Source organism: uncultured Sphingomonas sp. (assembly GCF_964021865.1).
Classification (GTDB): Bacteria; Pseudomonadota; Alphaproteobacteria; order Sphingomonadales; family Sphingomonadaceae; genus Sphingomonas.
Genome location: NZ_CAXIAM010000027.1, coordinates 1 through 26,893 on the forward strand (window position 1 = coordinate 1; position 26,893 = coordinate 26,893).

At 66.2% G+C, this 26,893-nt stretch carries 15 protein-coding genes and 1 pseudogene; 11 read left to right on the plus strand and 5 right to left on the minus strand.

Annotation, left to right across the window (positions count from 1 at the left end; translation table 11 throughout):
• Positions 1-592: 592 nt before the first annotated feature.
• From AADI75_RS08980 to AADI75_RS08990, 3 genes are all read right to left on the minus strand, one after another.
• Positions 593-2,866: an NADP-dependent malic enzyme gene (locus AADI75_RS08980; protein ID WP_341208696.1), complete on the minus strand. Its 2,274-nt coding sequence runs from the start codon at positions 2,864-2,866 to the stop codon at positions 593-595.
• A 43-nt stretch (positions 2,867-2,909) separates the two neighbouring features.
• Positions 2,910-3,386, minus strand: a complete 477-nt coding sequence (locus AADI75_RS08985) for a methylated-DNA--[protein]-cysteine S-methyltransferase (RefSeq protein ID WP_341208697.1) — start codon at positions 3,384-3,386, stop codon at positions 2,910-2,912.
• A 295-nt stretch (positions 3,387-3,681) separates the two neighbouring features.
• On the minus strand, positions 3,682-4,458 hold the full coding sequence (locus AADI75_RS08990) for a DeoR/GlpR family DNA-binding transcription regulator (protein ID WP_341208698.1): 777 nt from the start codon (positions 4,456-4,458) through the stop codon (positions 3,682-3,684).
• 193 nt (positions 4,459-4,651) lie between these two features.
• Here AADI75_RS08990 and AADI75_RS08995 point away from each other — a divergent pair, with 193 nt between their 5' ends.
• The 4 genes from AADI75_RS08995 to AADI75_RS09010 all read left to right on the plus strand — a co-directional run bounded on the left by AADI75_RS08995 (position 4,652) and on the right by AADI75_RS09010 (position 11,311).
• Positions 4,652-7,015: a TonB-dependent receptor gene (locus tag AADI75_RS08995; RefSeq protein ID WP_341208699.1), complete on the plus strand. Its 2,364-nt coding sequence runs from the start codon at positions 4,652-4,654 to the stop codon at positions 7,013-7,015.
• 117 nt (positions 7,016-7,132) lie between these two features.
• Positions 7,133-9,163, plus strand: a complete 2,031-nt coding sequence (locus AADI75_RS09000) for a phospholipase C, phosphocholine-specific (protein ID WP_341208700.1) — start codon at positions 7,133-7,135, stop codon at positions 9,161-9,163.
• Positions 9,164-9,709: 546 nt separating this feature from the next.
• Entirely contained in the window at positions 9,710-10,249 is a 540-nt protein-coding gene (locus AADI75_RS09005) for a sigma-70 family RNA polymerase sigma factor (RefSeq protein WP_341208701.1), read from the plus strand.
• A gap of 69 nt (positions 10,250-10,318) precedes the next feature.
• On the plus strand, positions 10,319-11,311 hold the full coding sequence (locus AADI75_RS09010) for a DUF4880 domain-containing protein (protein ID WP_341208702.1): 993 nt from the start codon (positions 10,319-10,321) through the stop codon (positions 11,309-11,311).
• Between the two features lie 138 nt (positions 11,312-11,449).
• Here the strand turns inward: AADI75_RS09010 and AADI75_RS09015 are convergent, their stop codons facing one another.
• Positions 11,450-11,704, minus strand: a complete 255-nt coding sequence (locus tag AADI75_RS09015) for a hypothetical protein (RefSeq protein WP_341208703.1) — start codon at positions 11,702-11,704, stop codon at positions 11,450-11,452.
• Here AADI75_RS09015 and AADI75_RS09020 point away from each other — a divergent pair, their 5' ends adjacent.
• The 4 genes and pseudogenes from AADI75_RS09020 (at position 11,705) to mutS (ending at position 19,198) form a co-directional block, all read left to right on the plus strand.
• Positions 11,705-14,425 carry a TonB-dependent receptor gene (locus AADI75_RS09020; RefSeq protein ID WP_341208704.1) on the plus strand — a complete coding sequence of 907 codons (2,721 nt, stop codon included), beginning with the start codon at positions 11,705-11,707 and terminating at the stop codon, positions 14,423-14,425.
• Between the two features lie 79 nt (positions 14,426-14,504).
• Positions 14,505-15,614 carry a glycerophosphodiester phosphodiesterase family protein gene (locus AADI75_RS09025; protein ID WP_341208716.1) on the plus strand — a complete coding sequence of 370 codons (1,110 nt, stop codon included), beginning with the start codon at positions 14,505-14,507 and terminating at the stop codon, positions 15,612-15,614.
• A 586-nt stretch (positions 15,615-16,200) separates the two neighbouring features.
• Positions 16,201-16,395 (plus strand): annotated as a pseudogene (locus tag AADI75_RS09030) (transposase); the annotation flags it as partial.
• A gap of 229 nt (positions 16,396-16,624) precedes the next feature.
• The gene (gene mutS, locus AADI75_RS09035) at positions 16,625-19,198 is read left to right on the plus strand and encodes a DNA mismatch repair protein MutS (RefSeq protein ID WP_341208717.1); all 2,574 of its coding nucleotides are present in this window, start codon (positions 16,625-16,627) and stop codon (positions 19,196-19,198) included.
• 76 nt (positions 19,199-19,274) lie between these two features.
• Here mutS and AADI75_RS09040 read toward each other — a convergent pair whose 3' ends face one another.
• The gene (locus tag AADI75_RS09040) at positions 19,275-20,129 is read right to left on the minus strand and encodes a LysR family transcriptional regulator (protein ID WP_341208705.1); all 855 of its coding nucleotides are present in this window, start codon (positions 20,127-20,129) and stop codon (positions 19,275-19,277) included.
• 150 nt (positions 20,130-20,279) lie between these two features.
• Here AADI75_RS09040 and AADI75_RS09045 point away from each other — a divergent pair, with 150 nt between their 5' ends.
• The 3 genes from AADI75_RS09045 to AADI75_RS09055 all read left to right on the plus strand — a co-directional run bounded on the left by AADI75_RS09045 (position 20,280) and on the right by AADI75_RS09055 (position 26,865).
• A complete protein-coding gene (locus AADI75_RS09045) occupies positions 20,280-20,927 on the plus strand; it encodes a hypothetical protein (protein ID WP_341208706.1) in 648 nt (215 codons plus the stop codon).
• Positions 20,928-20,982: 55 nt separating this feature from the next.
• Positions 20,983-23,724 (plus strand): [protein-PII] uridylyltransferase, encoded by a 2,742-nt coding sequence (locus AADI75_RS09050; protein WP_341208707.1) that lies wholly within the window; start codon positions 20,983-20,985, stop codon positions 23,722-23,724.
• A gap of 228 nt (positions 23,725-23,952) precedes the next feature.
• Positions 23,953-26,865 (plus strand): TonB-dependent receptor, encoded by a 2,913-nt coding sequence (locus AADI75_RS09055; RefSeq protein WP_341208708.1) that lies wholly within the window; start codon positions 23,953-23,955, stop codon positions 26,863-26,865.
• Positions 26,866-26,893: the final 28 nt, after the last annotated feature.

Sequence of the window (26,893 nt, forward strand, 5' to 3'; positions counted from 1 at the left end):
CGGTAACGTCCTCTCCCCTGCGGGGAGAGTGTTGGGAGAGGGGCTGTGTCTCACGGAGGGCAGCGTCTGCGGCGACCCCTCACCCAACCCTCTCCCCGCAGGGGAGAGGGCTATTCGGGCGCTTGTTGTGGAAAGCAGACGTCAGCTAAAATGGAGTTTAGCGGGGAAGCGAGATCACTGTGATTGCCAATTTACCGAGCTTAACCGCTTGAAACTGGATATCCCCGTTCGCGTAACCTATTTCAAGATGCGTAGGATCACGCCAGTGTAGCTCTATCCGGGCAGGACCGTTCATTTGTCCGATTGTCAAAATATTGATTGGCTCGTCAGAAAGTCGCGCTTTAACCTGAATGGTTTCAGTAAGATCGCCCGCGCCCGGCCCGGATGTGTTCGAGCGTTCTATGCGGGTCAGCCACTCTCCAGAAGGCGAAGGCTGCCAAGGCGTTTCAGTTACTTGCGTTGCAGAGCAGGCGCAAAGAGCGGCGATTGCGAACACTGGGAGAGAACGGAGTAGCATAGCAGCAGGGTGCCTCGGCTCCGACACGTCCGCAACTGGGGCGATAGCCGTCACCGTCTTGGCGACTACCTCACCTCAGCGCGCAATCCCCCCCGCCGCGAGCACCGCCAGCGTCACCAGATCGCCGGCGGTCGAGGTCATCGGCGCGATCTGCACCGGCTTTTCCATCCCCACCAGCATCGGGCCGATCATGTCGTCGCCGCCCAGTTCGCGCAGCAGCTTGGCGGAGATGTTCGCCGATTGCAGCCCCGGCATCACCAGCACGTTCGCCGGCCCGGACAGCCGCGCGAACGGGAAGTTCTTGAGCTGGCGCGGGTTGAGCGCGACGTCCGGCGCCATCTCGCCCTCGTACTCGAAGCTCACCTTGCGCTCGTCGAGCACCTGTACCGCGCCGCGGATGTTGTCGAGCCACTGGCCGTTCGGGTTGCCGAAGGTCGAATAGCTGAGGAACGCCACGCGCGGTTCCTGCCCGAGCCGGCGCGCAACCGCGGCGGTCTGCTCGGCGATGTCGGCGAGTTCCTCGGCGGTCGGGCGTTCGTTGACCGTCGTGTCGGCGATGAAGACGGTGTGCGACTGGCCGACCAGCACATGGATGCCGAACGCGGTGCGTCCCGGCGCGGGATCGATCACGCGCTTGATCTCGCGCATCGACTGCGCGAACGGGCGCGTCACGCCGGTGATCATCGCATCCGCCTCGCCGAGCTGCAGCAGCACCGAGCCGAAGATGTTGCGATCCTGGTTGATCATCCGCTCGACCTCGCGGCGCAGGAAGCCGCGGCGTTGCAGGCGCGCGTAGAGGAAGTCGACCATCTTGGGCACCAGCGGCGAGACGCGGCTGTTGTGCAGCTCGTACTCTTCCGGGTTGGCGATGCCGAGCGCGCGCAGCCGGTCGTAGACGTCCTCGCGCCCGACCAGCACCGGCGTGCCGTACCCGCCTTCCTTGAACGCGATCGCCGCGCGCAGCACGACTTCCTCTTCCCCTTCCGCGAACAGCACGCGCTTCGGATTGGCCTTCGCGCCTTCATAGGCGAGGCTGAGCACCGAGGTGGTCGGGTTGAGCCGCGCGCGCAAGGCGGCGGCATAGGCGGCCATGTCGAGGATCGGCTTGGTCGCCACCCCCGAGTCCATCGCCGCCTTGGCGACCGCGGCGGGGACGATCTCCATCAGACGCGGGTCGAACGGCGACGGGATGATATATTCGGGGCCGAAGCTGTGCTGCACCCCGTACGCGATCGCGACTTCCTCGGGCACGCGCTGCCGCGCGAGTTCGGCGATCGCGTTGGCGGCGGCGATCTTCATCGCGTCGTTGATGCCGGTCGCGCGCACGTCGAGCGCGCCGCGGAAGATGAACGGGAAACAGATCACGTTGTTGACCTGGTTCGGATAATCCGAACGCCCGGTGGCGACGATCGCGTCGGGGCGCGCCGCCTTGGCGAGTTCGGGGCGAATCTCCGGCTCCGGGTTGGCCATCGCGAAGATGATCGGGGCGGGGGCCATGTCGACCACCATCTCCGGCTTGAGCGCGCCCGCCGCCGACAGGCCGAGAAACACGTCGGCGCCGCGCAGCGCCTCGGTCAGCGTGCGGCGATCGGTGTTGGCGGCGTGCGCCGACTGCCACTGGTTCACGTCGTCGCGACCCTGATAGATCACGCCGGTCCGGTCGCAGATCAGCACGTTGTCGTGGCGGACGCCCATCGCCTTGATGAGTTCGGTGCAGGCGATCGCCGCCGCGCCGGCACCGTTGACGACGACCTTGATCTCGGAAAGCTGGCGTCCGGTCAGCAGGCAGGCGTTGATGACGCCCGCGGCGCAGATGATCGCGGTGCCGTGCTGGTCGTCATGGAAGACCGGAATGTTCATCCGTTCGCGCAGCGTCTGCTCGATGATGAAGCATTCGGGAGCCTTGATGTCCTCCAGGTTGATCCCGCCGAAAGTGGGCTCCATCAGCTCGACCGCGTCGATGATCCGGTCGACGTCCTCGGTCTTCAATTCGATGTCGATCGAGTCGACGTCGGCGAAGCGCTTGAACAGCACCGCCTTGCCTTCCATCACCGGCTTGCCGGCGAGCGCGCCGAGATTGCCCATGCCGAGGATCGCGGTGCCGTTCGAGATGACGGCGACCAGATTGCCCTTGGCGGTATAGTCATAGGCGGTCGCGGGATCGTCGGCGATCGCCTGCACCGGGATCGCGACGCCGGGCGAATAGGCGAGCGCCAGGTCGCGCTGCGATGCCATCGGCTTGGAGGGGACAATCTCGATCTTGCCGGGGCGCCCCTCCGAGTGAAACAATAATGCTTCGCGCTCGAACTGGACGTTGCGCTCGTCGGCCTGGGTGCGATCGTCGGTCATGGCGACAGCCCTTACGGAATGCGGGCGCGGTTGGGAATGCCTCCTAGCGTTGCTCCAGCGCCAACAGATGTTGCTTGGCGGCCAGCCCGCCCGCGAAGCCGGTCAGCGCGCCCGAGCGGCCGATCACGCGGTGGCAGGGCGTGACGATCGAGATCGGGTTGCGCCCGTTCGCCGCGCCGACCGCGCGGGTGGCGGTGGGGCGGCCGATCGCGCGGGCGATGTCGGCGTAGCTGCGCGTCTCGCCATAGGGGATGGCGTCGAGGGCGCGCCACACGTCGCACTGGAACGCGGTGCCGCGCGGGGCGAGCGGCAGGTCGAAGGCGGTGCGTTTGCCCGCGAAATATTCGCGGAGCTGGGTCGCGGCGGCGGCGAGCACCGGATGGTCGGGGCGCTCGGCGGTCGCTTCCAGCTGCACGCGACCCGGTTTGTCGTCAGGCCACAGGATCGCGACAAGCGCGGCATCGTCGGCGACCAGCGTCAGCTCGCCGAGCGGAGAGGGCAGGGTGGTGCGGTAAAGCATGGCGCTGCTTCTACCGGCTTCCGCTCGCGGTCGCATCCCGTTGCTTGCGGTCAAAGTAGCGGTACTGGTGGGCGCCGCGTTGCTCGCTTCCTCGACGCTGCTGTTCATGACCCGCTGGGCAACGCCGGCTCCCTGATCTACCTGGCGGCTGCCTTCGGCTATACCGGAAGCATCGGACTGCTGCTGCAGCATAAGTTGGCGAGCCCGGAAGCGCGCTTGCTGAACCTTTTCTGCTATGCAGCGCTGGGGACCGGCGCATTGCTGTTTGCAACGATGGCGGTGTCGTTCGTCTGGTTCAGCCGGCGCTATCGTCGCTGACAACCGCGACCCGCGTTCCGGCCTCCGCAAGCGCTATGGCCAGCGGCCCGGCGGGCGCGGCATCGCTGACGAGATCGCCGATCGCGCCGAAGTCGGCGACGTGCCGCGTGCCGTTTCGATCGAACTTGGATCGGTCCGCGACTATTACGCTGCGGCGGAAGCGATCGAGTAGCGCCCGCTTGAAGTGCGCCTCGTCCGGATCAAAATCCAGGAAGCCATGGCGCGCCTCGATCGCACCGATCGACAGGATCGCCACATCGAAGACGAATTGCCGCGCGAAGGCGATCGCGGTCGGATCGAAGGCCGCTCGATAATCGACGTTGAGCGCGCCGCCCGTGAAGAACAGCCGGTGGTCGGACTGGCCGAGGATTTCCGTCGCCACGTCCAGGCTGTTGGTCACGATGGTCACCCCGCGCCGCGCCGACAGCGCGCGCGCTGTCCAGAACGACGTGGTGCCGGAATCGATCAGGATCGTCATGCCGGGTTCCACGATCCGGGCGGCGGCGGTACCGATCGCCTGCTTGGCCGCCGCCGCCTCGCGCATCCGAGCGCGGTACGATCCCTCCAGGTGGTTGCCCGCTATTCGCACGCCGCCGTGCACCTTACTGACGCGGCCCACCTTCTCCAGCCGACGGACGTCGCGCCTGATCGTCTCCTCTGACACGCCTAGGTCCTGCGCCAGCGCCGCGATCGAACAGGCCCTCTGGTCTTCCAGCAGCGACAGGATGCGATCGGTGCGAACGGTCTGCAACATCGGCCGTGCATAGCATAGCGGGGTCGCATGTGAACTCCTGTGGGATGTGCGCTCCTTCGCAATCTCACTGTGTCCGCAGATCTGCTAAAGCCACACAAGTCCACATAACGTCACAGATCCGTCACCGGCTTGTGCAATGGGCGCGCTCATGCCGGGGAGCGGGAAAAGCCGCTCATGGCGGGGGAGATCATCGATGAAGTGGAAGATAGGCGCTGCGATCCTCGCGATCGCGGCAGGGACGGGTCATGCCTGGGCGCAGACCGCACCAGCCGGTAACGAGCCGGCGGCGATCGGCGCGACGACCGGCGCCGAGGATATCGTCGTGACGGGCCGGGCGCAGGCGTTCGCCAGCACGCAGGTGACTGCGCCGATGGTCGAGCGACAATCGGCGCTGACCAGCGTCAACGACGTTATTAAGGAACTGCCGGGCGTCTTCATCGCGGAGGGCGATTCGTTCGGCTCATCGGATTGGGCGACCTCGATCAGCATCCGCGGCTTCAGCTCCGGCGGGGGAGGCGGGCAGCAGATCGGCTCGACAATCGACGGCCTGCCCAACGGCGGCTCGGGCTATGGCGGCGGGTCGCGCGCGAACCGCTACCTCGACGTGCTCGACCTGAAGACCGTCGTCGTGTCGCAGGGCACGGCCGACATCTCCTCGCGCTCGAACGAGGCGCTGGGCGGCACGCTGAACTATGTGACGGCCGATCCGACGCTTGATCCGCGTGTTCGCTTTACCCTGGCGGGCGGGGACTTCAGTGCGCGCAAGATCTACGGCCGCGTCGACACCGGCGAAATCGCGCCCGACACCATCGCTTTCGTCAGCGCCTCGACCTCACGGGTGAAGGACTGGATCGGCGGTTCGGGGGAGACACGCCGCGACCATGTCGACGCAAAGCTCGTCAGCCAGATCGACGCGGTCAAGCTGACCGGCTGGGTTAGTTACGACGATGCCGACGAAGCCGAATATGGTTCGGTCAATCCGGCGATGTTCGCCAGCGATCCGAACCACGATGCCTATACCGACCAGTGGACCGGCATTCCCTATATCGACCAGGCGTACCGCTCGACCTCGCGTGCGCTGCGCCGCAACCTGTTCGGCTATCTGCGCGCAGAAACCGAGTTGGGTGAGGTGAAGCTGTCGGTCAACGGCTATTACCACCGCATGCGCGGCCGCGGCGACTTCGCGCCGCCGTATCTGGTCGACGTCCGCAACGACGGCACCGGCAATCCGGAAAGCGAGTTCACCGGCGCGCTGCCGACGCAGTTCGGCGGGTCGGCGCTCGGCAAGATCTACTTCGTCAGCCCGACCGGGGCGGCGGCAACCTTCATCGCGGGATGCAACGGCACCGCCGCGATCCCCGCGGAATCAGCGCCCAATTGCTACCCGGCTGCATCGTTGCCGGTGATGTCGTACCGGCACACACACTATAAGAACGACCGCGGCGGCATGACCGCGGACGCCGCCTGGACGCATGATTTCGGCGCCATCCAGAACACGCTGCGCGGCGGTATCTGGTGGGAGCGCGGCCGCGCCAACCAGCTGCGCGACTGGCACAAGATCACCAATGCGCTGATCGGGCCAGCCTTCGACGGCAAACCTTATTACGTGCAGTTCAGCACCGATTACGGCCTCGACGAGCTGATGTATTATGCCGAGGACGCGTTGACGCTGGGGCCGGTGACCGCTCGGTTCGGCGTGAAACAGTTCTTCCTCGACCAGACACGCACCGAACTGCTCAACGATCGCGACAGCACGAAGCTGACCTCGCACAGCGATCCGCTGATCTCAGCCGGTGTCGTCTATCACACGCCGCTGGCCGGGCTGGAAACGTTCGCGGGCTATTCGCAGAATTTCGCCGCGATCGGCAACGGCCCGCTGGGCGAGCCGCGCGAGGTGATCGCACGGATTAAGCCCGAGACCGCGAACAACATCGAGATCGGCGCGCGCTACGCCACCGGCCGCGTACAGGCGTCGGTCACGGCGTATGACATCAAGTTCGACAACCACATCCAGTCGATCTCCGCCAACCTGGTCACCGGCATCGACTATCTGGAAGAACAGTCGAGCGTCTACCTGAATGTCGGCGGCATCAAGAGCCGCGGGATCGAAGCGGCACTTGCCTACCGCGTCCTGCCCGCGCTGACCCTGACCGGCAGCTATACGCTCAATCACGCCACCTATATCGGCACCGGCAACGCCGCGCAGGACGAAGACGTCGGCGTCACGCCGGGGCGGCAGGTCATCAACTCGCCACGTCACATGTGGGTGCTGGCGGCGGACTATACGCCCTCGATCTTCAAGCTGGGCGGTGCGGCCAAGTTCGTCGGCGATCGCTTCATCGACACCGCCGGCACCTCCGTCGCGCCCAGCTTTATGACCATCGATGCCTATGCCGGCGTCGACCTGGGGCAGGTGAACGACATGCTGAAGGGCGTGGCGTTGACGGTGCAGGCCAACAACCTGGCGGATCGGCGGTATTTGGCGGGTGCGGACGGCGGCTCGGCCTTCCTGGGTGCGCCGCGCACGGTGACCGCGGCATTGACGCTGGACTTCTGACGTTCAGGCGGGGACGGTGCGTCCGTCCCCGCCCCCTTCGTGGTAGGGACATATCGATGGTCGACCTTTCCCGCCGCTCGCTTCTGTCCGCCGGCCTCGCGATCGGGGGGGGCGGGGTTGCTCCCGGACGCGATCGCCCGCGCCGCCGCGATCGCGCCGGATCTCCGGACCGGCACGCTGCGAGATGTCGAGCATGTCGTCATCCTGATGCAGGAGAATCGCGGCTTCGATCATTATTTCGGCACCTTGCGCGGCGTGCGCGGCTTCGCCGATCGCCTGCCTATCCCGCTAGCGCCGCTGACGCCGGGGGCGGCACCGCGCACCGTCTGGCAGCAGTACGATCGGACCGCCCCGGGCGGCGCGCGGCTGGTTTCGCCATTTCACCTCGACACACGCGCTGATTTCGACCTGATGCGGATGGAGGGCACTCCGCACGCGTGGCCGGATGCGCAAGCGGCCTGGGACGACGGCCGCATGGCGCACTGGCCGGAGGCAAAGCAACAGCGCGCGATGGGACATTACCGGCGCGCCGATTTGCTGTTCCAGTTTGCGCTGGCGGAGGCTTTCACGATCTGCGACGCCTATCATTGCTCGGTCCAGACCGGCACGAACACCAATCGCCTGTTCCTCTGGAGCGGCACCAACGACCCCGCCGGGACACATGGCGGCCCCGCGATCGCGAATTCGCACGACTGTTTCGTCGAACAGGGAGGCGCCGCCGACCCCTATCGCTGGCCTACCGTCGTCGAGGCGATGCAGGCCGCCGGGATCGACTGGCGCATCTATCAGGACATGGACGACAATTTCACCGACAACCCGTTGGTCGGCTTCGCGGCCTTCCGCGACGCGCATCGCGGCGCGGGAGACCCGGAGCTCAAGGAGCGCGCGCTGACCACCTATGGCCTCGATCGGTTGCGCGCTGATGCTGTCGCTGGGCGGCTGCCGCAGGTGTCATACGTCATCGCCACCGCTGCCGGATCGGAACATCCTAATCCCTCCAGCCCCGCACAAGGTGCCGCCTATACGGCGCAGGTGCTGGACGCGCTTACCGCCAATCCGGCGACATGGGCGCGGACGGTATTGTTCGTCACCTTCGACGAGAATGATGGCTTCTTCGATCATGTCCCCCCGCCCGCCCCGCCGTCGCGCGCACCCGACGGAACGTTGGCGGGCGGCTCCAGCATCGATCTGTCGGGCGCCTATCACCTGGTGCCCAGCGCGAGCGATCACGAGGTAGATCTGCCCGCCTATCGCGGTCGCGCCTACGGGCTGGGACCGCGCGTGCCGATGTATGTCGTCTCGCCGTGGAGCCGCGGGGGGTGGGTCAATTCGCAGGTGTTCGATCATACCTCCGTCATACGTTTCCTGGAGAGGCGCTTCGGCTTTCACGCCCCCGGAATATCGGCGTGGCGACGCGCAGTCTGCGGGGACCTGACCTCCGCCTTCGACTTCACAACCGCCGACGTCGCTCCATTGACTCCGCCTGATCCGCGCGCCGAGGCGCGGCGTGCCGCCGCCCTTTCGCACCAAATCTCACCCGCCGCGCCTCCTTCCAGGTCGGGAGCTCCCTGGCAGGAGGTGGGCGTGCGACGATCCCGCCCACTGCCGTACCGGCTTGACGTCACCGTGCGTCGTACCGCGTCCGGATTGGCGCTGGCCTTCGCCGCCGATGGGCAGGGGGCCGTCTTCCACGTCTACGACCGGAAAGCGCTCGGCAACGTGCCGCGTCGCTACACGGTCGCCGCAGGCGATCGGCTGGAGGGTTGTTGGGATTTCGACAGCCAGGGTGAGTACGATCTTTGGGTCCTGGGGCCGAGCGGCTTCCACCGCCATTTCGCCGGCGACCACAACGACGCGCTGCGCGACCTGTCGTGGACAATCACGCCATCCGACCTTGTGCTTCGTGTCCCTGCCACGCTCACCGCGGCGGCGCTGACCATCACCCGTCTGTTGCCCGGCGGCGCTTCGGCTTCGCACCCGCTCATGCCCGGCGATCATCGTTGGTCGACGCGCGACGCACTCGGCTGGTACGACGTCACCGTCGTCGACCTCGCCGGCGCGTATCTCTGCCGGCTAGCCGGGCGCTGCGACGAACCAGGTCGCGCCAGCATCAGCGATCCCTTCTTGCCACTGCCGGGCCTTTTTTGATTGCGCGGTAGGTCCCCGAACCATTTTCTTGATTGGTAACGGCCAGCGAGACGGCCGGGGCCTTCCCAGAAGGATCAGGAACCGGGAACGGAATTGCCTTCTCGAAACCCACGAGCGAATGTTTTCGAGAAGAACCGCACCACCTCTTCACCGAAGCGCCGGTGGAAGGTGACCCGGTCGAAGCCTAAGTTTCGCGACACCCGTCTTGCCGACGCATTTCAGCGCTTGCTGACGTCGCATAAGTCAGCCGTGAAAGCGTTTCCGCTAGCCGCTAGCCGCTAGCCGCTAGCCGCTAGCCGCTCGATGCGGCGCTCGGCCCTGTCTTCGGCCTGTGGGGAGCTCGCATCCGGCAGCCGGATGGGCCCGATCACATGATTCGGATTTAGATACACGAGAAGGTCAGGCCGTTGCTGCGTGGCCCACTGTCTGGGAAAGTGGTTGTAGCACCGGTGCCACAAAGCCGCCCTAAAGCCGTCGTATACGATTGAGGGTGCCCATCCGTTGTCGATAATCCGCGCGATCGATGTCTGGTTCGTCGAGCAGGTCTTGCCGCACGAACGTCAGCTGCTGGCGATCGCCACGCGGATCTGTCCGACCGGCGAGGCCGCGCGCGACCTGGTGCAGGACGTGTTCCTGCGCATGCTGACCCTGACCGACTGGGAGAGCATTGCCAACCCGCTCGGCTACATGCGGCGGATGATCCGCAACGCGGCGATCGACCGCTTGCGGCATGCCAAAATCGTCGATTTTCAATCGATGTCCGAAATCGAGCATATCGATATTCCCGATTATATGCCCGATCAGCATCGCGTGGCGGAGGATCGGGACACGCTGCGCCGGCTGGTACGGGAAGTCGATGGCTTGCCGGAGCGATGCCGCGTGGTGTTCCTCAAATGCCGGGTCCATGGCGCATCCCCGCGCGCGGTCGCGATCGAACTCGGCATCAGCCTATCGACGCTCGAAAAACGTCTTGCTCGCGCGCTGATTCTGCTGAGCGTCGCCATGACCGTCGATCGCAGCGATCCGATCGACGATAGTTTCGACCTGTGGTCGCATCACCGGCGGACCGGGACTGCAACGCACTGACCGATTTATTTGCGGCGTCCTTGGCGGATCGGTGCGATCCGACCGTCATGTCTTTGCGAACGTAAGTGGATGACAGCATTGGCCGATGGGAGCCGGACGGACGATGACGGATTGGCGTTGCGCGAGGCGGCCGATTGGCTCGCCCAGCACCGCACCGGACGGATCGACGAGGCAGCCTTCGCTTGTTGGCGTGATGCGAGCCCGTTGCATGCATTGGCCTTTTGTCGCGTGCTGGCGCTCTGGCGTGCCGATACGGCAGACACTCTCAAGGCTTCCTCCGCTCCACCGCGTCGTGCGCCATTCCGGCCGGCATCCCGACGTGATCTGTTGCGGGTCGGCGCGCTCGCCGGCATCGCCACCGTCCTCGCCGGCGGTGTGATCGTCGCCCCTGCTTATGCCTGGCGTAGTGCGACCACCGAGGTTGGAGAGAGCAGACGCCTTCTTCTGCCCGACGGCAGCGGGTTGGAGCTCAACACCGATACCCGATTGTCATGGCGCTTCTCGACAACCGAACGCGTGTTCTGGCTCGAGAAGGGCGAGGTCTGCATGACGCTGTGCGTCGGGCCGGTAGCCATGCTGCGCGGAGGTCCTGCCCCGATCGTCCTGTCGTCAGGCGTCTTCAACCTGCGGCTGCATGACGAAGGGGTCGAATTGCTGGCCATCGAAGGGCGGGCGAGGGTCGACGGGCCGGGGAGGGCGGGCGCGTCCGTCATTGCCGGATCGGCCGTGGCGAATAGCGCGGTTATCGCCCCTCGCGATACGACGCTGCTCGCCATTGCCACGGACAAGGCCGCCGCCAGCATGGCATGGCGGGAACACGCCATCGTGTTTCAGGATGTGCCGCTGAGCGCCGCGGTCAGGGAATATAATCGCTATCTGGCGCGCCCGATCGTCATCCTCGACCCCGATCTTGCCGATACGCCGGTGGGTGGGCGGTTCGAAACCGGTGATCCGACCGCATTCCTGAAGGCATTGGCAGTCGGCCTTGGTGTCAGCATTACCGCCACGGCATCGGGATATTCGTTGAGCAAGTCGGCGTCACGAAAAGGTAATATTCTGTAGTACCAGCTGCGTCACGTTTGTGATCACGGTTTGGCGGTTTTTCTTACTGCATCCGTCAAGAGAAAGGACGGCGCAGATCGCGTCATCGTCTTGTGGGAATTCATGATCGGTCGTTTTGGTGCGGCGTTGCTTGCAACGTCAACGTTTTGTGCGCCTGTAGCCGAGGCTCAATCGCTGAATGTCATCGCGGATCGCGCATTCGACATCCGCGCACAGCCGCTGGCCAGTGCACTGACCGCCTTCGGTCAGCAGGCAGGGCGACAGATCTTCTTTCCAGCCGGTGCCATCCGGCATCGGCAGTCGCCGCGCATCGTCGGCCGGATGTCGCCGCGCGGCGCGCTGGACCAGCTCTTGAGCGGCAGCGGATTGACGGTGCGAAGCGACGATGGCCATATGATCGTGCTGGGCCTGGTCGCGCCGCAGCCGGTCGCCCCGGCGCGGCCCGCTGACGGCTCTACCCAGACCACCGCCAGCGACGACATCGTCGTGACGGGTTCCGCGCCGCTCGAGGAGGAGAAGGCACTGGCCTGGAAGCGGCAGCAGCCGGGGACGAACGCGGTCATGTCGGGCGAGACGATCGCCCGCCGTCCGGGCGGCAATATCGTCGACATCCTCGCCGTCCTGCCGGGCGTTACGGCGTATGCGGACATGGGATTGGGCCAGGCGGCGACCGGGGAGGCGGAATATATCTCGATCCGCGGCCTCGATTCCAGCTTCAACGAATATTCGATCAACGGCATGCGCGTGCCTCAGGCCGACCCATATACCCGTGCGTTGTCGCTCAAAATGATCGCGCCCTATGGTTTGCGCTCGGCCACCGTCGCCAAGACGCCGACGGCAGCGGACTATGGCAGTTCGATCGGCGGAACGGTCGACATCGCTACGCCGACGGGCTTCCAATATGGCGACAATTATCTACGCGTGACGGGCGGCGGCAATTTTGCCGGACGCGCCGATCACCTCGGCTTTCCTGCCTTTGGCGGTGTCGGACAGATCGAATTGGCCAAGTTGCTGGGTACGGCGCAGAAGGTCGGCTTCTATGCGACCGGCTATTACGAGGAGCGCCGTTCCGCAGCGGAGACGACCGAGGCGCTCCGCTATATCCCCGCGACCCCGACCGCCGCGCGCGACGACCTCGTGGCACTGGGCGTCAAATACGACATGTATAATTCGGTCATCAAGCGCTACGGCGGCAACGCCTCGCTCGACTTTCATGGCGACAACGGTGTCACCGCCTTTCTGCGCGGCTCCTATGGCCGCTACGAAGTATCGTCGCTCGACGTGCAGCACAGCGTCACGAGCGCGCTGCTCCAGTTGATCGGTGCCGCCCCCTTCTACATCAACGGCCAGTACACCCCGCTGGGGACGCTGGCGGGCAGCTATTTCCAGGCGCGTGACCAGCGCTCTACGCTTGCGACGATGCAGGCGGGTGCCGACATGGCTTTCACCGACCGGCTGACACTCTCGGCGCGCGCATCCTATGGCTATGCCGATCAGGCACGTCCGAATTATGTCGAGGGCAGTCTGTACAGTGGGCTAGACCTTGTCAGTGGCAGCAGCGGCCCGATCCCAGGTGTACGTATCGACACATCCGATCCGGCCGCGATCGAGCTCAATTTCGCCGATGCGACACAGCGCGCCGCAGTGCTCAGCCCGCAATCGGTACGCGTCTGGAAGTTCCAAGGACGTGACGTGAAATCCGGCAACCGCATGTACGGGATGCGCACCGATCTCGCCTGGCAGGGCGATGGCGTCTTGCGGAAACTGTCGACCGGTATCGACCTGAACGTCTCCGACCGTTCGCAATATGATCGCGGTCTGCTCGGCAATGATGGCGACAATTTCGTCATTCCCGATGCGTCGGGCGGGCGACCCAATCTGTTCAACGCGCAGGGGCCGACCGCCGCCGCCCTGCCCGGTCGGACGATCACCTTCATGGGCGGCAACTATCCCGACTTCCGCTTCTATGACCGCGGCTATTTCGAACAGGCGATCCTGCCCTACGCCTACACCAACCAGTTCACGCCGAACGGCACCCCGAACCCCGGCAACTACACGCAGAATGATTACAACCGGAACACAGTGTTCGGCAGCGAGACCGTGCTGGGCGGCTATGTTCAGGGCGACGTGCGATTGGGCAGGCTTCAGGCGGTGGGCGGCGTCCGTTACGAACGGACCGAGTTCGCGGCGAGCCATTGGCTCCTCGCCCAGAGCGGCGGTTACTTCATCCACGACGGCAACCGGTACGGCAAATGGCTGCCGAGCCTGAACCTGAGCTATCGACCGACCGACCGTCTGATCCTGCGTGCCGCGGCGCGGCGCAGTTTCGCCCGCCCCGCTTTTGCGCTGATCGCCGGGCCGGAAACCTATGGCTATAACGACCTGACCGGCGCGGTGCAGAGCGTCAGCCGAGCCAATCCCGATCTGAAGCCGGTCACGGCCACCAGTCTCGACACCAATGTTGAATGGTATCCCGATCGTAGTGCGGTGGTCGAGGCGGGGGGCTTCTACAAGAAGCTGTCCAACTTCGTCTTCACTGCGAGCGCCACGGGCAGCGGCCCCAACGGGGTTACCGCCAGCGATGTCGTTGGCGGCATCACTTACACCATGCCGATGAACGGCCGCGAAGCCGAGGTCTATGGTCTGGAACTGCACGGCCGCAAGCAGTTCCGCGAATTCGGGCCGCTGTTCGGTGGCTTCGGTTTGGAGGGATCGCTGACGCTGCAGCACAGCAAGGCCGATCCCGGTCTGACGGGGCGCGGCGACACCGAACTGCCCCGCGCCGCCAAGCTCATCTACAATGCCGAGCTTTTCTACGAGCGACCGCATCTTTCCGCGCGGCTGGCCTGGCAATATGTCGGCCGCCAGCTGCTCAGCCTGAACGACCAGCTCGACAATTACCTTCAACCGATACGCCAACTCAACGTCAACGCGACCTATACGCTGGGCCGCTGGTCGCTGTCGGGTCAGGTGCAGAATCTGCTCGATAGCTACAGCTTCTACAAGACGCTGGGCACCTCGACCCGCTATTTGGGCACGCAGGATGGCGGCGGCAACGGCTCCTACGTGCAGACCGGTCGCTTCTACAAATCCACCCTGTCCTATCGTTTCTGAACGCGGACCGATCGTCCCTGACCGGGAGGGGCCTTGCCCCTCCCACCCACTTGCCCAAGGAAACGAGCCTGTGACCGATATGGATCGCCGCACCGTCATGAAGGCCACGCTGACCGGCGTCGGGATCGCGGCGGCCGGGACGCTGTCCGCCGCAGGACTCACGCGACCACACAAGGCGGTGGTACTGGGCCATCGCGGCGCCTGTGCGCTGCGCCCCGAACACACGCTGGCGTCCTATGCCAAGGCGATCGCCGATGGCGCGGACTATATCGAACCTGATCTAATGCCGTCGAAGGACGGTGTCCTAATGGCGTTGCACGAACCCGATCTGGGCAAGGTCAGCGACGTCGCCGTCCATCCCGAATTCGCCGATCGCCGCAAGGCGGTGTCGCTCGGCGGCCAGCGGGTCGAGGGCTGGTTCATCACCGATTTTACCTTTGCCGAGCTGAAACGCCTGCGGTTGAAGGAACGCATCCCCGATATCCGTCCCGCTAACACCCGCTATGACGGCATGTTCCAGATGGTCAGCTTTGACGAGATCATCGATTTCGTCGCGGCCGAGGCTGCGACGCGCGGGCGACCGATCGGAATTGCGCCAGAGCTGAAGGCACCCACCATCTTCGCTTCGGTGGGATTGCCGGTCGAGGATCGCTTTCTCGCCACGGTCGCCGCGCATCGCTACCTACGCGACGCGCCGCTCATCGTGCAATGTTTCGAGATCGCGACACTGAAGCGATTGCGCGCGCATTTTCCGCGCGGCGGATCGGTGCAGTTGATGCAGCTGATCGACGATGCGCCGATGGTCCCGCTCGACGTTTCGGCGAAAGGGGGTACCACGCGCTATGCCGATATGATGACCCGGGAGGGGCTGCGTGGAATCGTCACCTATGCCGACATCGTGGCCCCCGACATCCGCGCTCTGATCCCGTTGCGCGGCGATGGGCTGCTAGGCGAACCCGCGCCGGCGATTGCTTGGGCCAAGGCGGCGGGTCTGCTGGTAGGCGGCTATGAATTCCGGCCCGAGAACCGCTTCCTGGCTGCCGACTTCCGCAATGGCGACGGCGACAATGCGCGCCATCCCCAAGGGTCGATCGCCGAGATCCACGCCTATCTGCGCGCGGGAATGGACCAGTTCTTCACCGACGATCCCGGCATCGGTCGTCAGGCCGTCGAAACCTATCGCGGCTGACTTTGTCATCTGTCAGTTCTGAAAGCCGATGTCAGCCGCAGGTCCGTAATCAATTGCTCAGCGGGATCGGCGTTTGCCACAGGCGGTGTCGCTGGCGATCGAAGTCGATGTCAGCAGCCTGAACTTCTATCGGAGTGGAGGTCGGCAAATGGCGGGAGCGTTTCCAGACCTGAGCCTCGTGCCCCCACCCCTGTGGCAGGAGGCAGAGCGGCGTGCGTCGGTGGTTCCGCCACTTTGCGCTGCCGGCCTGTCCCCGCGAGCAGGCCCGCGCAGCCGCAGTCACCTTGAGCGTATCCGAACGTCATATTTACCGCTTGCTTCGTAGATGTCGTGAGGGTGGCGGTACGCTAACCGCGCTGGTCAGCAGCGGGTCTGATGGCGGACGCGGCAAGAGGCGGACATCACGATCGACTGGCGACCACTCGGGCGACCGCCGGTCGGTGCGATTGTGGAACGGGTAATCGGAACGCCGATGGAGTTGGTGCATGGCCTGCCGGGCACCACCTTCTCCAACGTCATGCAGCGTGGACGTTACGACAGCGACAAGGCCGCGTGTCTGACGCTTGCGGAACTGGAACGATGGTTGGCCGTCGTCGAGTCGTTCAACGGGCGCCTGCGGGACGAATGCCTGAACACGCACTGGTTCCTGTCCCTGGAGGACGCTCGGGCCAAGATCGAGGCATGGCGACGCGACTACAACGAGAGCCGTCCTGAGACATCGCTTGGCTGGCTGACGCCGGTCAAATATGCTGCTGCCGCGGCCAAGATTGCGGCCGAATGAACGCCGGAGACTCACCCTAGACCTGGATGAGAAACTCGAGGACCCTCATTCATTCGCACGAGGTCGTCGGCGAATGGCCGAAGACGTGGGGCAAGCCCGGACGGCTGCCGTTCAAGGAGTGGCTTGCGCGCGGTGATGGCTGACGGCATCGCGATGCGACGTGCGCATCCCTGACACGCCACGCGACTCCCGGACCTCGTTCATGACCACCACCCCCGCCCCGACGCCGATGATGGCGCAATATCTCGCGCTTAAGGCGCACGCCGAGGATTGCCTGCTCTTCTACCGAATGGGCGATTTCTTCGAATTGTTCTTCGACGATGCGCGCGTCGCGGCGCAGGTGCTCGACATCGCGTTGACCTCGCGCGGCGAACATGGTGGGAGCAAGATCCCGATGTGCGGCGTGCCCGTCCATGCCGCGACCGCCTATCTGCAACGGCTCATCAAGGCCGGGCACCGCGTTGCGATCGCCGAGCAGACCGAAAGCCCGGAGGCGGCGCGCAAGGCGCGCGGGTCGAAGGCTTTGGTCAACCGCGCGATCGTCCGGGTCGTCACCGCCGGCACGCTGACCGAGGAGACGTTGCTCGACGCGCGCGCCGCCAATTGGTGCGTCGCGATCGGCGAGGTCGCGGGCGAGGTCGCGGTGGCGGCGGCGGATGTCTCGACCGGGCGGTTCGAGGTGATCGCCTGCGACCGCGCGTCGCTCGGCGCCGAGCTGGCGCGGCTCGGCGCGGCGGAGGTGGTCGCGGCGGAGGGCAGCGACGCGCCCGCCACCGTCTGGCGGCCGCGCGCCGAGTTCGACAGCGCGCGCGCCGAGGAACGGCTGAAGCGCTTGTTCGCGGTCGCGACGCTTGACGGATTCGGTCAGTTCGGGCGCGCCGGGCTGGCGGCGGCGGGCGGGCTGGTCGCGTATCTCGACCATACCGCCAAGGGGCAATTGCCGTTCCTGCGCCCGCCGGTGCTCGCCGCGGCGCGCGACACGATGGCGATCGACGCCGCGACGCGCGAGAGCCTGGAGATCACCTGCACCGCGCAGGGGCAGCGCAAGGGCAGCTTGCTCGACGCGGTCGACCGGACCGTGACGGGCGCGGGCGCGCGGCTGCTCGCCGCCGATCTGGGCGCGCCGTTGATGGAGCGCGGCGCGATCGAGGCGCGGCTCGATCTGGTCGCGCTGTTCCACGACGATGCGGGATTGCGCGACCGCATTCGCGGCGCGTTGCGCGCATTGCCCGATATCGGCCGCGCGCTGGGGCGGCTGGCGGCGGGGCGCGGCAGCCCGCGCGATCTCGGGCAATTGCGCGACGGTCTCGACGGCGCCTGGGCGATCGGCGACCGGCTCGGCAAGCTGGCGGAGGCGCCGCCGATGCTCGCCGACCTCGCGCCGCGGCTGCACGGGCATGGCGTGCTGATCGACCTGCTCAAGCGCGCGCTCGTGCCCTCGCCGCCGATCGAGGCGAGCGACGGCGGCTATATCGCGGCGGGCTACGACCCCGCGCTCGACGCCCTGCGCGACACCGGCAGCGGCGGGCGGCGCGCGATCGCCGCGCTGGAGGCGACGTTCCGCACGAAGACCGGGATCGCCGCGCTCAAGATCCGCCACAATGGTGTGCTCGGCTATCATATCGAGGTGCCGGCGCGCGCCGCCGACCCGCTGATGGCCGCCGACTCGGGCTTCACGCATCGCCAGACGCTGGCCGGCGTCGTCCGCTTCAACGCGCCCGAGCTGCACGAGGTCGCCGCCAGCGTGACTCAGGCCGGCGCGCATGCGCTCGCCGCCGAGGCCGCGCATCTTGAGGACCTCACCGCGCAGGCGCTGGCGGGGCGGCTGGCGATCGCCGCGACCGCCGACGCGCTTGCGCGGCTCGATGTCGCCGCCGCGCTGGCGGAGCGCGCGATCGAGGGCGGCTGGACGCGCCCCGCCTTTGCCGACCACGCCTGTTTCGACGTCACCGGCGGGCGGCATCCGGTGGTCGAGGCGGCGCTGGCGAAGAGCGGCGACCGCTTCGTCGCCAACGATTGCGTGCTCGGCGAACGCTCGCGGCTGTGGCTGGTGACCGGGCCCAACATGGGCGGCAAGTCGACCTTCCTGCGCCAGAATGCGCTGATCGCGGTGCTGGCGCAGGCCGGGGCGTATGTGCCCGCGACGGCGGCGCGGCTCGGGCTGGTCGACCGTTTGTTCAGCCGCGTCGGCGCGTCGGACAATCTCGCGCGCGGGCGTTCGACCTTCATGGTCGAGATGGTCGAGACCGCCGCGATCCTCGCGCAGGCGACCGAGCGCAGCTTCGTGATCCTCGACGAGGTCGGGCGCGGCACCTCGACCTATGACGGGCTCGCGATCGCCTGGGCGGTGGTCGAGGCGATCCACGAGGACAATCGCTGCCGCTGCCTGTTCGCGACCCATTACCACGAGCTGACGCGGCTGGCGGAGCGCTGCGACGCGCTGTCGCTCCACCACGTCCGCGCGCGCGAGTGGAAGGGGGAGCTGGTGCTGCTCCACGAACTCGCCGACGGGCCGGCGGATCGCAGCTATGGCCTCGCGGTCGCGCGGCTGGCGGGGATGCCGACCGCGACGGTGTCGCGCGCCAAGGCGGTGCTCGCGAAGCTGGAGGCGGGGCGCGCCAAGACCGGCGGGCTGGCGGCGGGGCTCGACGACCTGCCGCTGTTCGCCGCCGCCGCGCAGGCCGAGGAGGAAACCTGCGACGCGATCCGCGCCGAGGTCGAGGCGCTCGACGTGGATGCGCTGACGCCGCGCGAGGCACTGGAGACGCTGTACCGGCTGAAGGCGCTCGCGCGCGAGGGGTGAGGGGGGTCCGCCGTCACGGCTGGAAGCGACGGACTGGCACCTTCCGGGGCATTGGCCGGCGACACGGCGGTCGGGGTCAGGCTCCAGCGCGGGCCCGGTCGCGCATACAGTGCCGAACGTCGTCGGTGAGGGCCGTCACCGCAGCGCTGCCGCTGCTCCCGCCGACGAGCGCGAATTGCGCATCGGGCAAGGATGGCAACCCCTCGACTTCGCGCAATCCTGCGGTCTGGCAGGTGGAACGGGTCATCGGCATCACGCCGAGCCCGGCCATGACCGTGATGAGCAGGCCGTCGCCGCTTGAGCTTTGACAGGCGATCCGCCAGTTGCGGCGGACCCGGGCCAAAGCCTCGATCGCCGCGGCGCGATAGGGGCAAGCGTCGGGATAGACGGCGAGCGGCAAGATGCCGGCCGGCACGTCGAAATGGATCGCCGCGCCCCACACGAGCGGTTCCGACCACAAAACATCCCCGCGACGGTCATCGCCGCATCGGCTGCCCAGTACGATGTCGAGTTCGCCGCGATCGAGCGAGTCGAGCAGATCACCCATCAGGCCGATCCGCAACCCGATTTCGATTCCTTCATGAACGGCGCCGAAGCGGCGCAGGCAATCGACCAAAGGCCCTTTTGCCATCCCTTCGCTCGCCCCGACGCGGACGCGACCAGCCAGCGTCGATTGCGTGCCGAGGCTCAAGCGCGCGTCGGTGGTTAACGCCAGGATGCTGCGCGCGTACCCCGACAGCCGACGCCCGGCGGGGGTAAGCGACACGGCTCGCGTCGTCCGCTCGAACAGTCGATGGCCGATATCGCCTTCGAGCCGCCGCAGATGGGCGCTGACCGCCGATTGCGTCAGATGAAGCTGCTCCGCGGCGCGCGTGAAGCTACCGGCGTCGGCCACCGCGATGAAGCTGCGAAGAAGCACGGGGTCCAGCATCGGCTTATCATGAAATGCACTGGATCGGCCCGTCAATCTTCATTTGTGTCATGGGCGACGACGGCGTCATAGCGCGCGTCGATGATCGTTCCCTGTTCGATGCGGTCCGTTGCGGACGGGGCGGCGATCGGGCTCACAACGAGGTGCAACATGCAGCAATCTGCAAACTTCCGCCGACCGACGGGGCTTCGAACCGGCGGCTGGCGGCTGACGCTCGTCCTCACGGGCGTGGTGCTCGGCGTCGCATTGCTGATGATCTTTGGGATCGGCGGCAGCGACGGAGCACGCTTTGCGATCCGCTTCAGCGCGCGGGCGTCGCTGATCCTGTTTCTTGCCGCCTTCATGGCGTCGGCGCTCAACCGCCTGTGGCCGTCGAACGCCGCGCGCTGGCTCGTCCGCAACAGGCGTTATCTGGGCGTCGCCTTTGCGGGGTCGCATCTGGTCCATGCGCTGGCGATCGGCGCCTATGTCATGACCGATGCACACGCCTTCTACGCGTCACAGCAACCGCTGGGATATGTGCTCAATGGAGTGGGATATTTCTATATCCTCGCCATGGCAGCGACATCGTTCCGGCGGCCCGCGCAGGCGATCGGGCCGGTAGCGTGGCGATGGCTGCACCTGACAGGCGGCTATTATATCTGGTTCGCCTTTGCGAAATCCTATTTTCCACGGGCGGTTCACCACGGGTTCTTTGCCCCCTTCGCGATCGCCCTCATTTTGGTGCTGGCGATGCGGATCGCTGTTGTGCTTCAGGGCACCCGTCTGAAGCCGGCCCAGGGACAGGGTGCAGGCTGAGCCAATTCCGCCAAAACAGGCGACCTTTTAACCCCGACCCGCTATCTCCCCGCGCATGACCGGCCGTTTCGACCACCTCCCCAATCGCCGCGCGATCGTAGACCGTCGCGTGCTTGCCGAGCAGGTCGCGGCCGCGACCGGAAAAGACACTGCGGCGCTTCGCCATCAGGTAAGCCTTTTGCTCAAGAGCGCGCTGGAGGCCGGGCGCGCCGAGATCGCGCGGCGGCTGACCGCCAACCCCTCACGCGGGATCGAGGCGGCGAATGCGCAGGCGTATCTGGTCGACCAGTTGCTGCGCGTGCTCGCCGATTTCACGACGCAGCGGCTGTACCCGCTCGCCAACCCGACCACCGGCGAGCGGCTGCTGCTGCTCGCGGTCGGCGGCTATGGGCGCGGCGAGATGGCGCCCTTCTCCGACGTCGATATCGGCTTCCTTACCCCGGGCAAGCAGACCGCATGGGCCGAGCAGGTCATCGAATCGATGCTCTACGCGCTATGGGATCTCGGGCTGAAGATCGGCCATTCCAGCCGCTCGCTCGACGAGATGGTGCGGCAGGCCAAGAACGACGTGACGGTGCGTACCGCGTTGCTCGAAGGACGCTACGTCTGGGGCGACGAGGATCTGTACGACGAGGCGTCGCGGCGCTTCCACGACGACGTGCGGCGCGGCACCGAGCGGCAGTTCGCCGCCGACAAGCTCGCCGAGCGCAACGCGCGCCACGTCCGGATGGGCGACACCCGCTATGTCGTCGAGCCCAACGTCAAGGAAGGAAAAGGGGGCCTGCGCGACCTCCACGCCTTGTTCTGGATCGGCAAATATACCTGGCAGGTGCAGCGCTCGAACGAACTGGTCGCGGTCGGGCTGTTCACGCGCGAGGAATATCGGCTGTTCCAACGCGCCGACAATTTCCTGTGGGCGGTGCGCTGCCACCTGCACCTGATCGCGGGGCGCGGCGAGGATCGGCTGACCTTCGACTATCAGCGCGAGATCGCGCAGCGGATGAATTACGCGGACCGTCCCGGCAAGCCGGCGGTCGAGCGCTTCATGCAATTCTATTTCCTGCAAGCGCGCACGGTCGGGTCGCTGACGGGGCTGTTCCTCGCGCATATGGACGAGCGCTTCTCGCGCCGCCGGCGACTGGGGCTGAAGATGGCGCGGACGCCGCGCAAGCTCGACGGCTTCGCCAATGATGGCGGGCGGATCGCGCTGCCGTCTGACGATTTCTTCCAACAGGACCCGCGGCGGCTGGTCGAGATTTTCGCGCTCGCCGCCGAACAGGGGATGGAGATTCACCCGCTGGCGCTGCGCTGCGCGACGCGCGATGCGCGGCTGGTCACCGCGGTACGCCGCGACGCGCGCGCCAATGCGCGCTTCCTCGATCTGCTCGCCGGCGCGCACGATCCCGAATTGCCGCTGCGCTGGATGAACGAAACCGGAGTGCTGGGGCGGTTCGTGCCGGACTGGGCGCGGATCGTCGCGCAGATGCAGTTCGACATGTACCATCACTACACCGTCGACGAACATACGATCCGCGCGATCGGGCTGCTCGCGCGGATGGAGGCAGGGGCGCTCGCCGACGATCATCCGCTGCCCAGCGAGATCATGGCGCAGATCGTGTCGCGGCGGGTGCTGTATGTCGCGGTGCTGCTGCACGATATCGCCAAGGGGCGCGGCGGCGACCACTCAATCCTCGGCGCGGAAGTGGCGGAACGATTGTGTCCGCGCTTCGGGCTGACCCCGGCCGAAACCGAGACGGTCGCGTGGCTGGTGCGGCACCATCTGTTGATGAGTTCGACCGCGTTCCGCCGCGACCTCACCGATTTCAAGACAATCCTCGATTTCACCGAAGTGGTGCAGAGCCCCGAGCGGTTGCGGCTGCTGCTGGTGCTGACCGTGGTGGATATCCGCGCGGTCGGGCCGGGAACGTGGAACGGCTGGAAGGGGCAGTTGCTCGGCGACCTGTACGATCGCGCCGAGGAAGTGCTGCGGCTCGGCCACAAGCAGAAGGGCCGGGGCGAGCGCGTGGTCGCCAAGCAGGAAACGCTGCGCACCGCGTTGCACTGGGATGCCGAGACGCTGGCGGCCTATGTCCGCCGGCTGCCCGAACCCTATTGGATCGCCGAGCCCGATGACGTGCTCGCGCACAATGCCGCGTTCGTCACGCAGACCGGCGACGTGCAGTTGGCGATCGATGCACAGGTCTATCCCGAGCGCGGCGCGACGCTGGTGACGGTCTATGCCGCCGATCATCCCGGCCTGTTCAGCCGCATCGCAGGGGCGATCCACGTCGCGGGCGGCAACATCATCGACGCGCGCATCCACACGACGCGCGACGGCATGGCGCTCGACAATTTCCTCGTCCAGGACCCGCTCGGGCGGCCATTCGACGAACCGGGGCAGTTGATGCGGCTCAAGACCGCGATCGAGGATGCGCTGGCCGGGCGCGGCAAGCTGACCGACCGGCTGAAGGCCAAGCCGCTGCCACGCGCGCGCGCCGATGCGTTTCGGATCGAGCCCAACGTGCTGGTCGACAACAAGGCGTCGAACCGTTTCACGGTGGTCGAGGTGGCGGCGCGCGATCGCCCGGCGTTGCTCAACCAGCTCGCCTATGCGCTGTTCCTGTCGAAGGTGACGATCCATTCAGCGCATGTCGCGACTTATGGCGAGCGCGCGGTCGACGTTTTCTATCTGACCGATCTGACCGGCGACAAGATCGCGTCGGCCACGCGCGTCCGCGCGCTAGAGAAACGCCTGCTCGCCGCGGCGTCGGGCGCGCCGCAGGAAGAGGCGGCGTGAACCCGGCCATGATCCGAGCGTAGCGAAGCAGTCGGAGATGTCCCGGTCCGGCTCTGGACCGCTTCGCGACGCTCGCGATGGCGGATTATGGCCACACAAGCGCAGCATAACGCTGAATACGTATGTGGCTTTCTTGGCGGCACGGCCGGTGCGGGCCTAGTCGGCTCCCATGACACCCGAGGATCGTCCGCATGAACGCGGACGCCGGGAGCAGGGGAGGATTTCCATATGACCCGTCCGACACCTATGCCTGCAACACGCCGTTGGGCCGGCGCCAGCGCGCTGGCGCTGCTGGTCGCCACACCGGCGCTGGCGCAGGAAGCGACGCCCCAGGCGAACGCGCCGACCGGCAATCCGACCGCGAAGGTCACCGCCGAGCAGCCGGCGCCCGTCGCCGATCCCACGCCCGACGCCAACGCCAATCCGGATCCCACCGCGACCGGCGCGGACGAGATCGTCGTCACCGGCATCCGCGCCAGCCTCGCCAAGTCCGCGGATATCAAGCGTCGCTCGACGCTGATCGTCGACTCGGTGTCGGCCGAGGACGTCGGCAAGCTGCCCGACGTGTCGATCGCCGACTCGCTCGCGCGGCTGCCGGGCGTCACCGCGCAGCGCGTCGAGGGGCGTGATCAGAGCCTGTCGATCCGCGGACTCGGTCCCGACTTCTCGACCACCCTGCTCAACGGCCGCGAGCAGGTGACGGTCGGTGACAACCGCGGCGTCGAGTTCGACCAGTATCCGTCGGAATTCTTCAGCAACGTCAACGTCTACAAGTCCGCCGACGCCTCGCTGATCGCGGCGGGCGTGTCGGGCACGGTCGACCTGCGGATGCTCCGCCCGCTCGACCAAAAGGACCGGTTGTTCATCGTCTCGGCGCGCGGGCAGCTCAACGGCATCGGTAAGCGCAACCCGGACGGCGAGCGGTGGGGCTATCGCGCCACCGCCACCTATGTCGACAAGTTCGCCAACGACACGCTCGGCATCGCGCTGGGCGTCGCGGCGCAGGAATCGCCGACCAATTACGACCGCTACGAGGCGTGGGGTTATCCCAACCTCAACAACCTGTCGCAGAATTGCACCGGCGATGCGGCCGGGCCGTGCGTGCTGGGCGGCGCCAAGCCCTATGTGCAGTCGAACATGCTCAAGCGCTATGGCGGTGTCGGGACGATCGAGTGGGCGCCCAGCGATGCGTTCCACTCGACGTTCGACGCGCTCTACACGCACTTCACCGAGACGCAGAAGCTGCGCGGGATCGAATTCCCGCTCGCCTATAACGTCGCGCCGACCGCCGGGACGGTGACCGTCACCGACGGGTTCGTCGACAAGGCGACCTTCAGCCCGCAATATACGGTGCAGCGCAACGACCTGAACGACCGCAAGTCCGACATGTTCTCGCTCGGCTGGAACAACAATGTCCGGCTGAACGACGCGATCCAGCTCAACATCGACGCCGCCTGGTCGCGCGCGACGCGGCAGGACGAGCTGATCGAGACCTATTCGGGCACCGGCTATGGCGGCACCGGGCAGCGCGACACGATCACGATCACGCGCCAGAACAACGGCACCTACCAGATCGTCCCGACGCTGGATTATGCCGACACCAACGTCATCAGCATCACCGATCCGGGTGGCTGGGGCTATAACGGCACCAACGCAGTGGTGCAGGCCGGCTTCCAGAACCGGCCCAAGTTCAGCGACGACCTCAAGTCGTTGCGCGCCAACCTGACCGGCGACTTCCAGGGCGCGCTGGGCATCATCAAGGGCTGGGAGATCGGCGGCAATTACTCGCAGCGCGAGAAGAAGGCGCGCTTCACGTCGTACTTCTATTGCCCGCCGGGCGGCGGCACCAACTGCACCGTCGCGAGCGGCACGCCAAAGTCGATCGCGGTGCCGAGCGACGTGGTGCTCGACGAGCAGGTCTCACTGGCCTTCCTGGGCGTCCCGCGAATGCTGACGCTCGATCCTCGTGGTGTGCTCGGGCTGCTGACGCCGGTGTTCGACAATCGCCCGGAATCGCTCGCCAAGGTGTGGGGCGTGAAGGAGAAGGTGACGACCGGCTACGCCAAGCTGGTGATCGACGGCGAAGCCGGCGGCAAGGCCGTAAAGGGCTCGATCGGCGTGCAGGTCGTGCATACCGACCAAAGCTCCGACGGCCGGATCGCGGGGCTCAACGGCGGCGTCGTGACGCTGTCCGATGTGTCGGGTGGCGACAAATACACCAACGTCCTGCCCAGCGCGACCTTCTCGGTCGAGCTGATCCCGAACGGCTTCATCAAGATGGGCGCATCGCAGACGATGGTGCGGCCGCGGCTCGATCAGGAGCGGATCTCGCAGAACGTCGCGATCAATCCCGGCAATGTCGGCGCGGGTTCTGATCCGCTGCGCAGCCCGTTCTCCTCGGACGGCGGCAATGCGGAGCTGCGCCCGTACAAGTCGACCAACATCGACCTCTCGCTGGAGAAGTATTTCCGTGCCGGCGGCTATGTCGCGCTGTCGGGGTATTTCAAGCACCTGACCGACTATGTCGATCCGAACAACAACGTGCTGTACGACTTCTCGCCGTTGCTCTCGTCGCTGACGCCCGCGCAGCAGGCGATTGTGCAGGCGCAGAACGCGCAGTTCGGGCTGTTCAAGAACCCGGCCAATTCGGGGCGTGGCGAGATCATGGGCGCGGAGGCGACCGCATCGCTGCCGCTGCGCATGGTCACCACGGCGCTCGACGGCTTCGGGCTGTTCGGTAGCGGCAGCTACACGCATTCCGCGGTCCGCTACGACAGTTCGCCCGCCACGGTGCAGACGGTGCCGGGATTGTCGAAGTGGGTGCTTAACGGCACGGCCTATTTCGAAAAGAACGGCTTCCAGGCGCGCGCGACCTACCGCTATCGCTCGAGCTTCCTCGCCGAAGTGCGCGGCCTTTCGGCGACGCCGGAGCTGAACACCGCCAAGGGCGAGACGATCCTCGACGCGCAGATCGGCTATGAATTCCAGAGCGGTGCGCTGCAGGGGCTGACGATCCTCGCGCAGGCCAAGAACCTGACCGATCAGGAGTTCTTCCAGTACACCAACGGCGATCCGCGGCAGGTGCGGCGTTACCAGCGGTACGGGACGGATTATTATCTGGGGCTGACGTACCGGTTCTAATCCGATTCGCCGCACCATACCCCCGCTC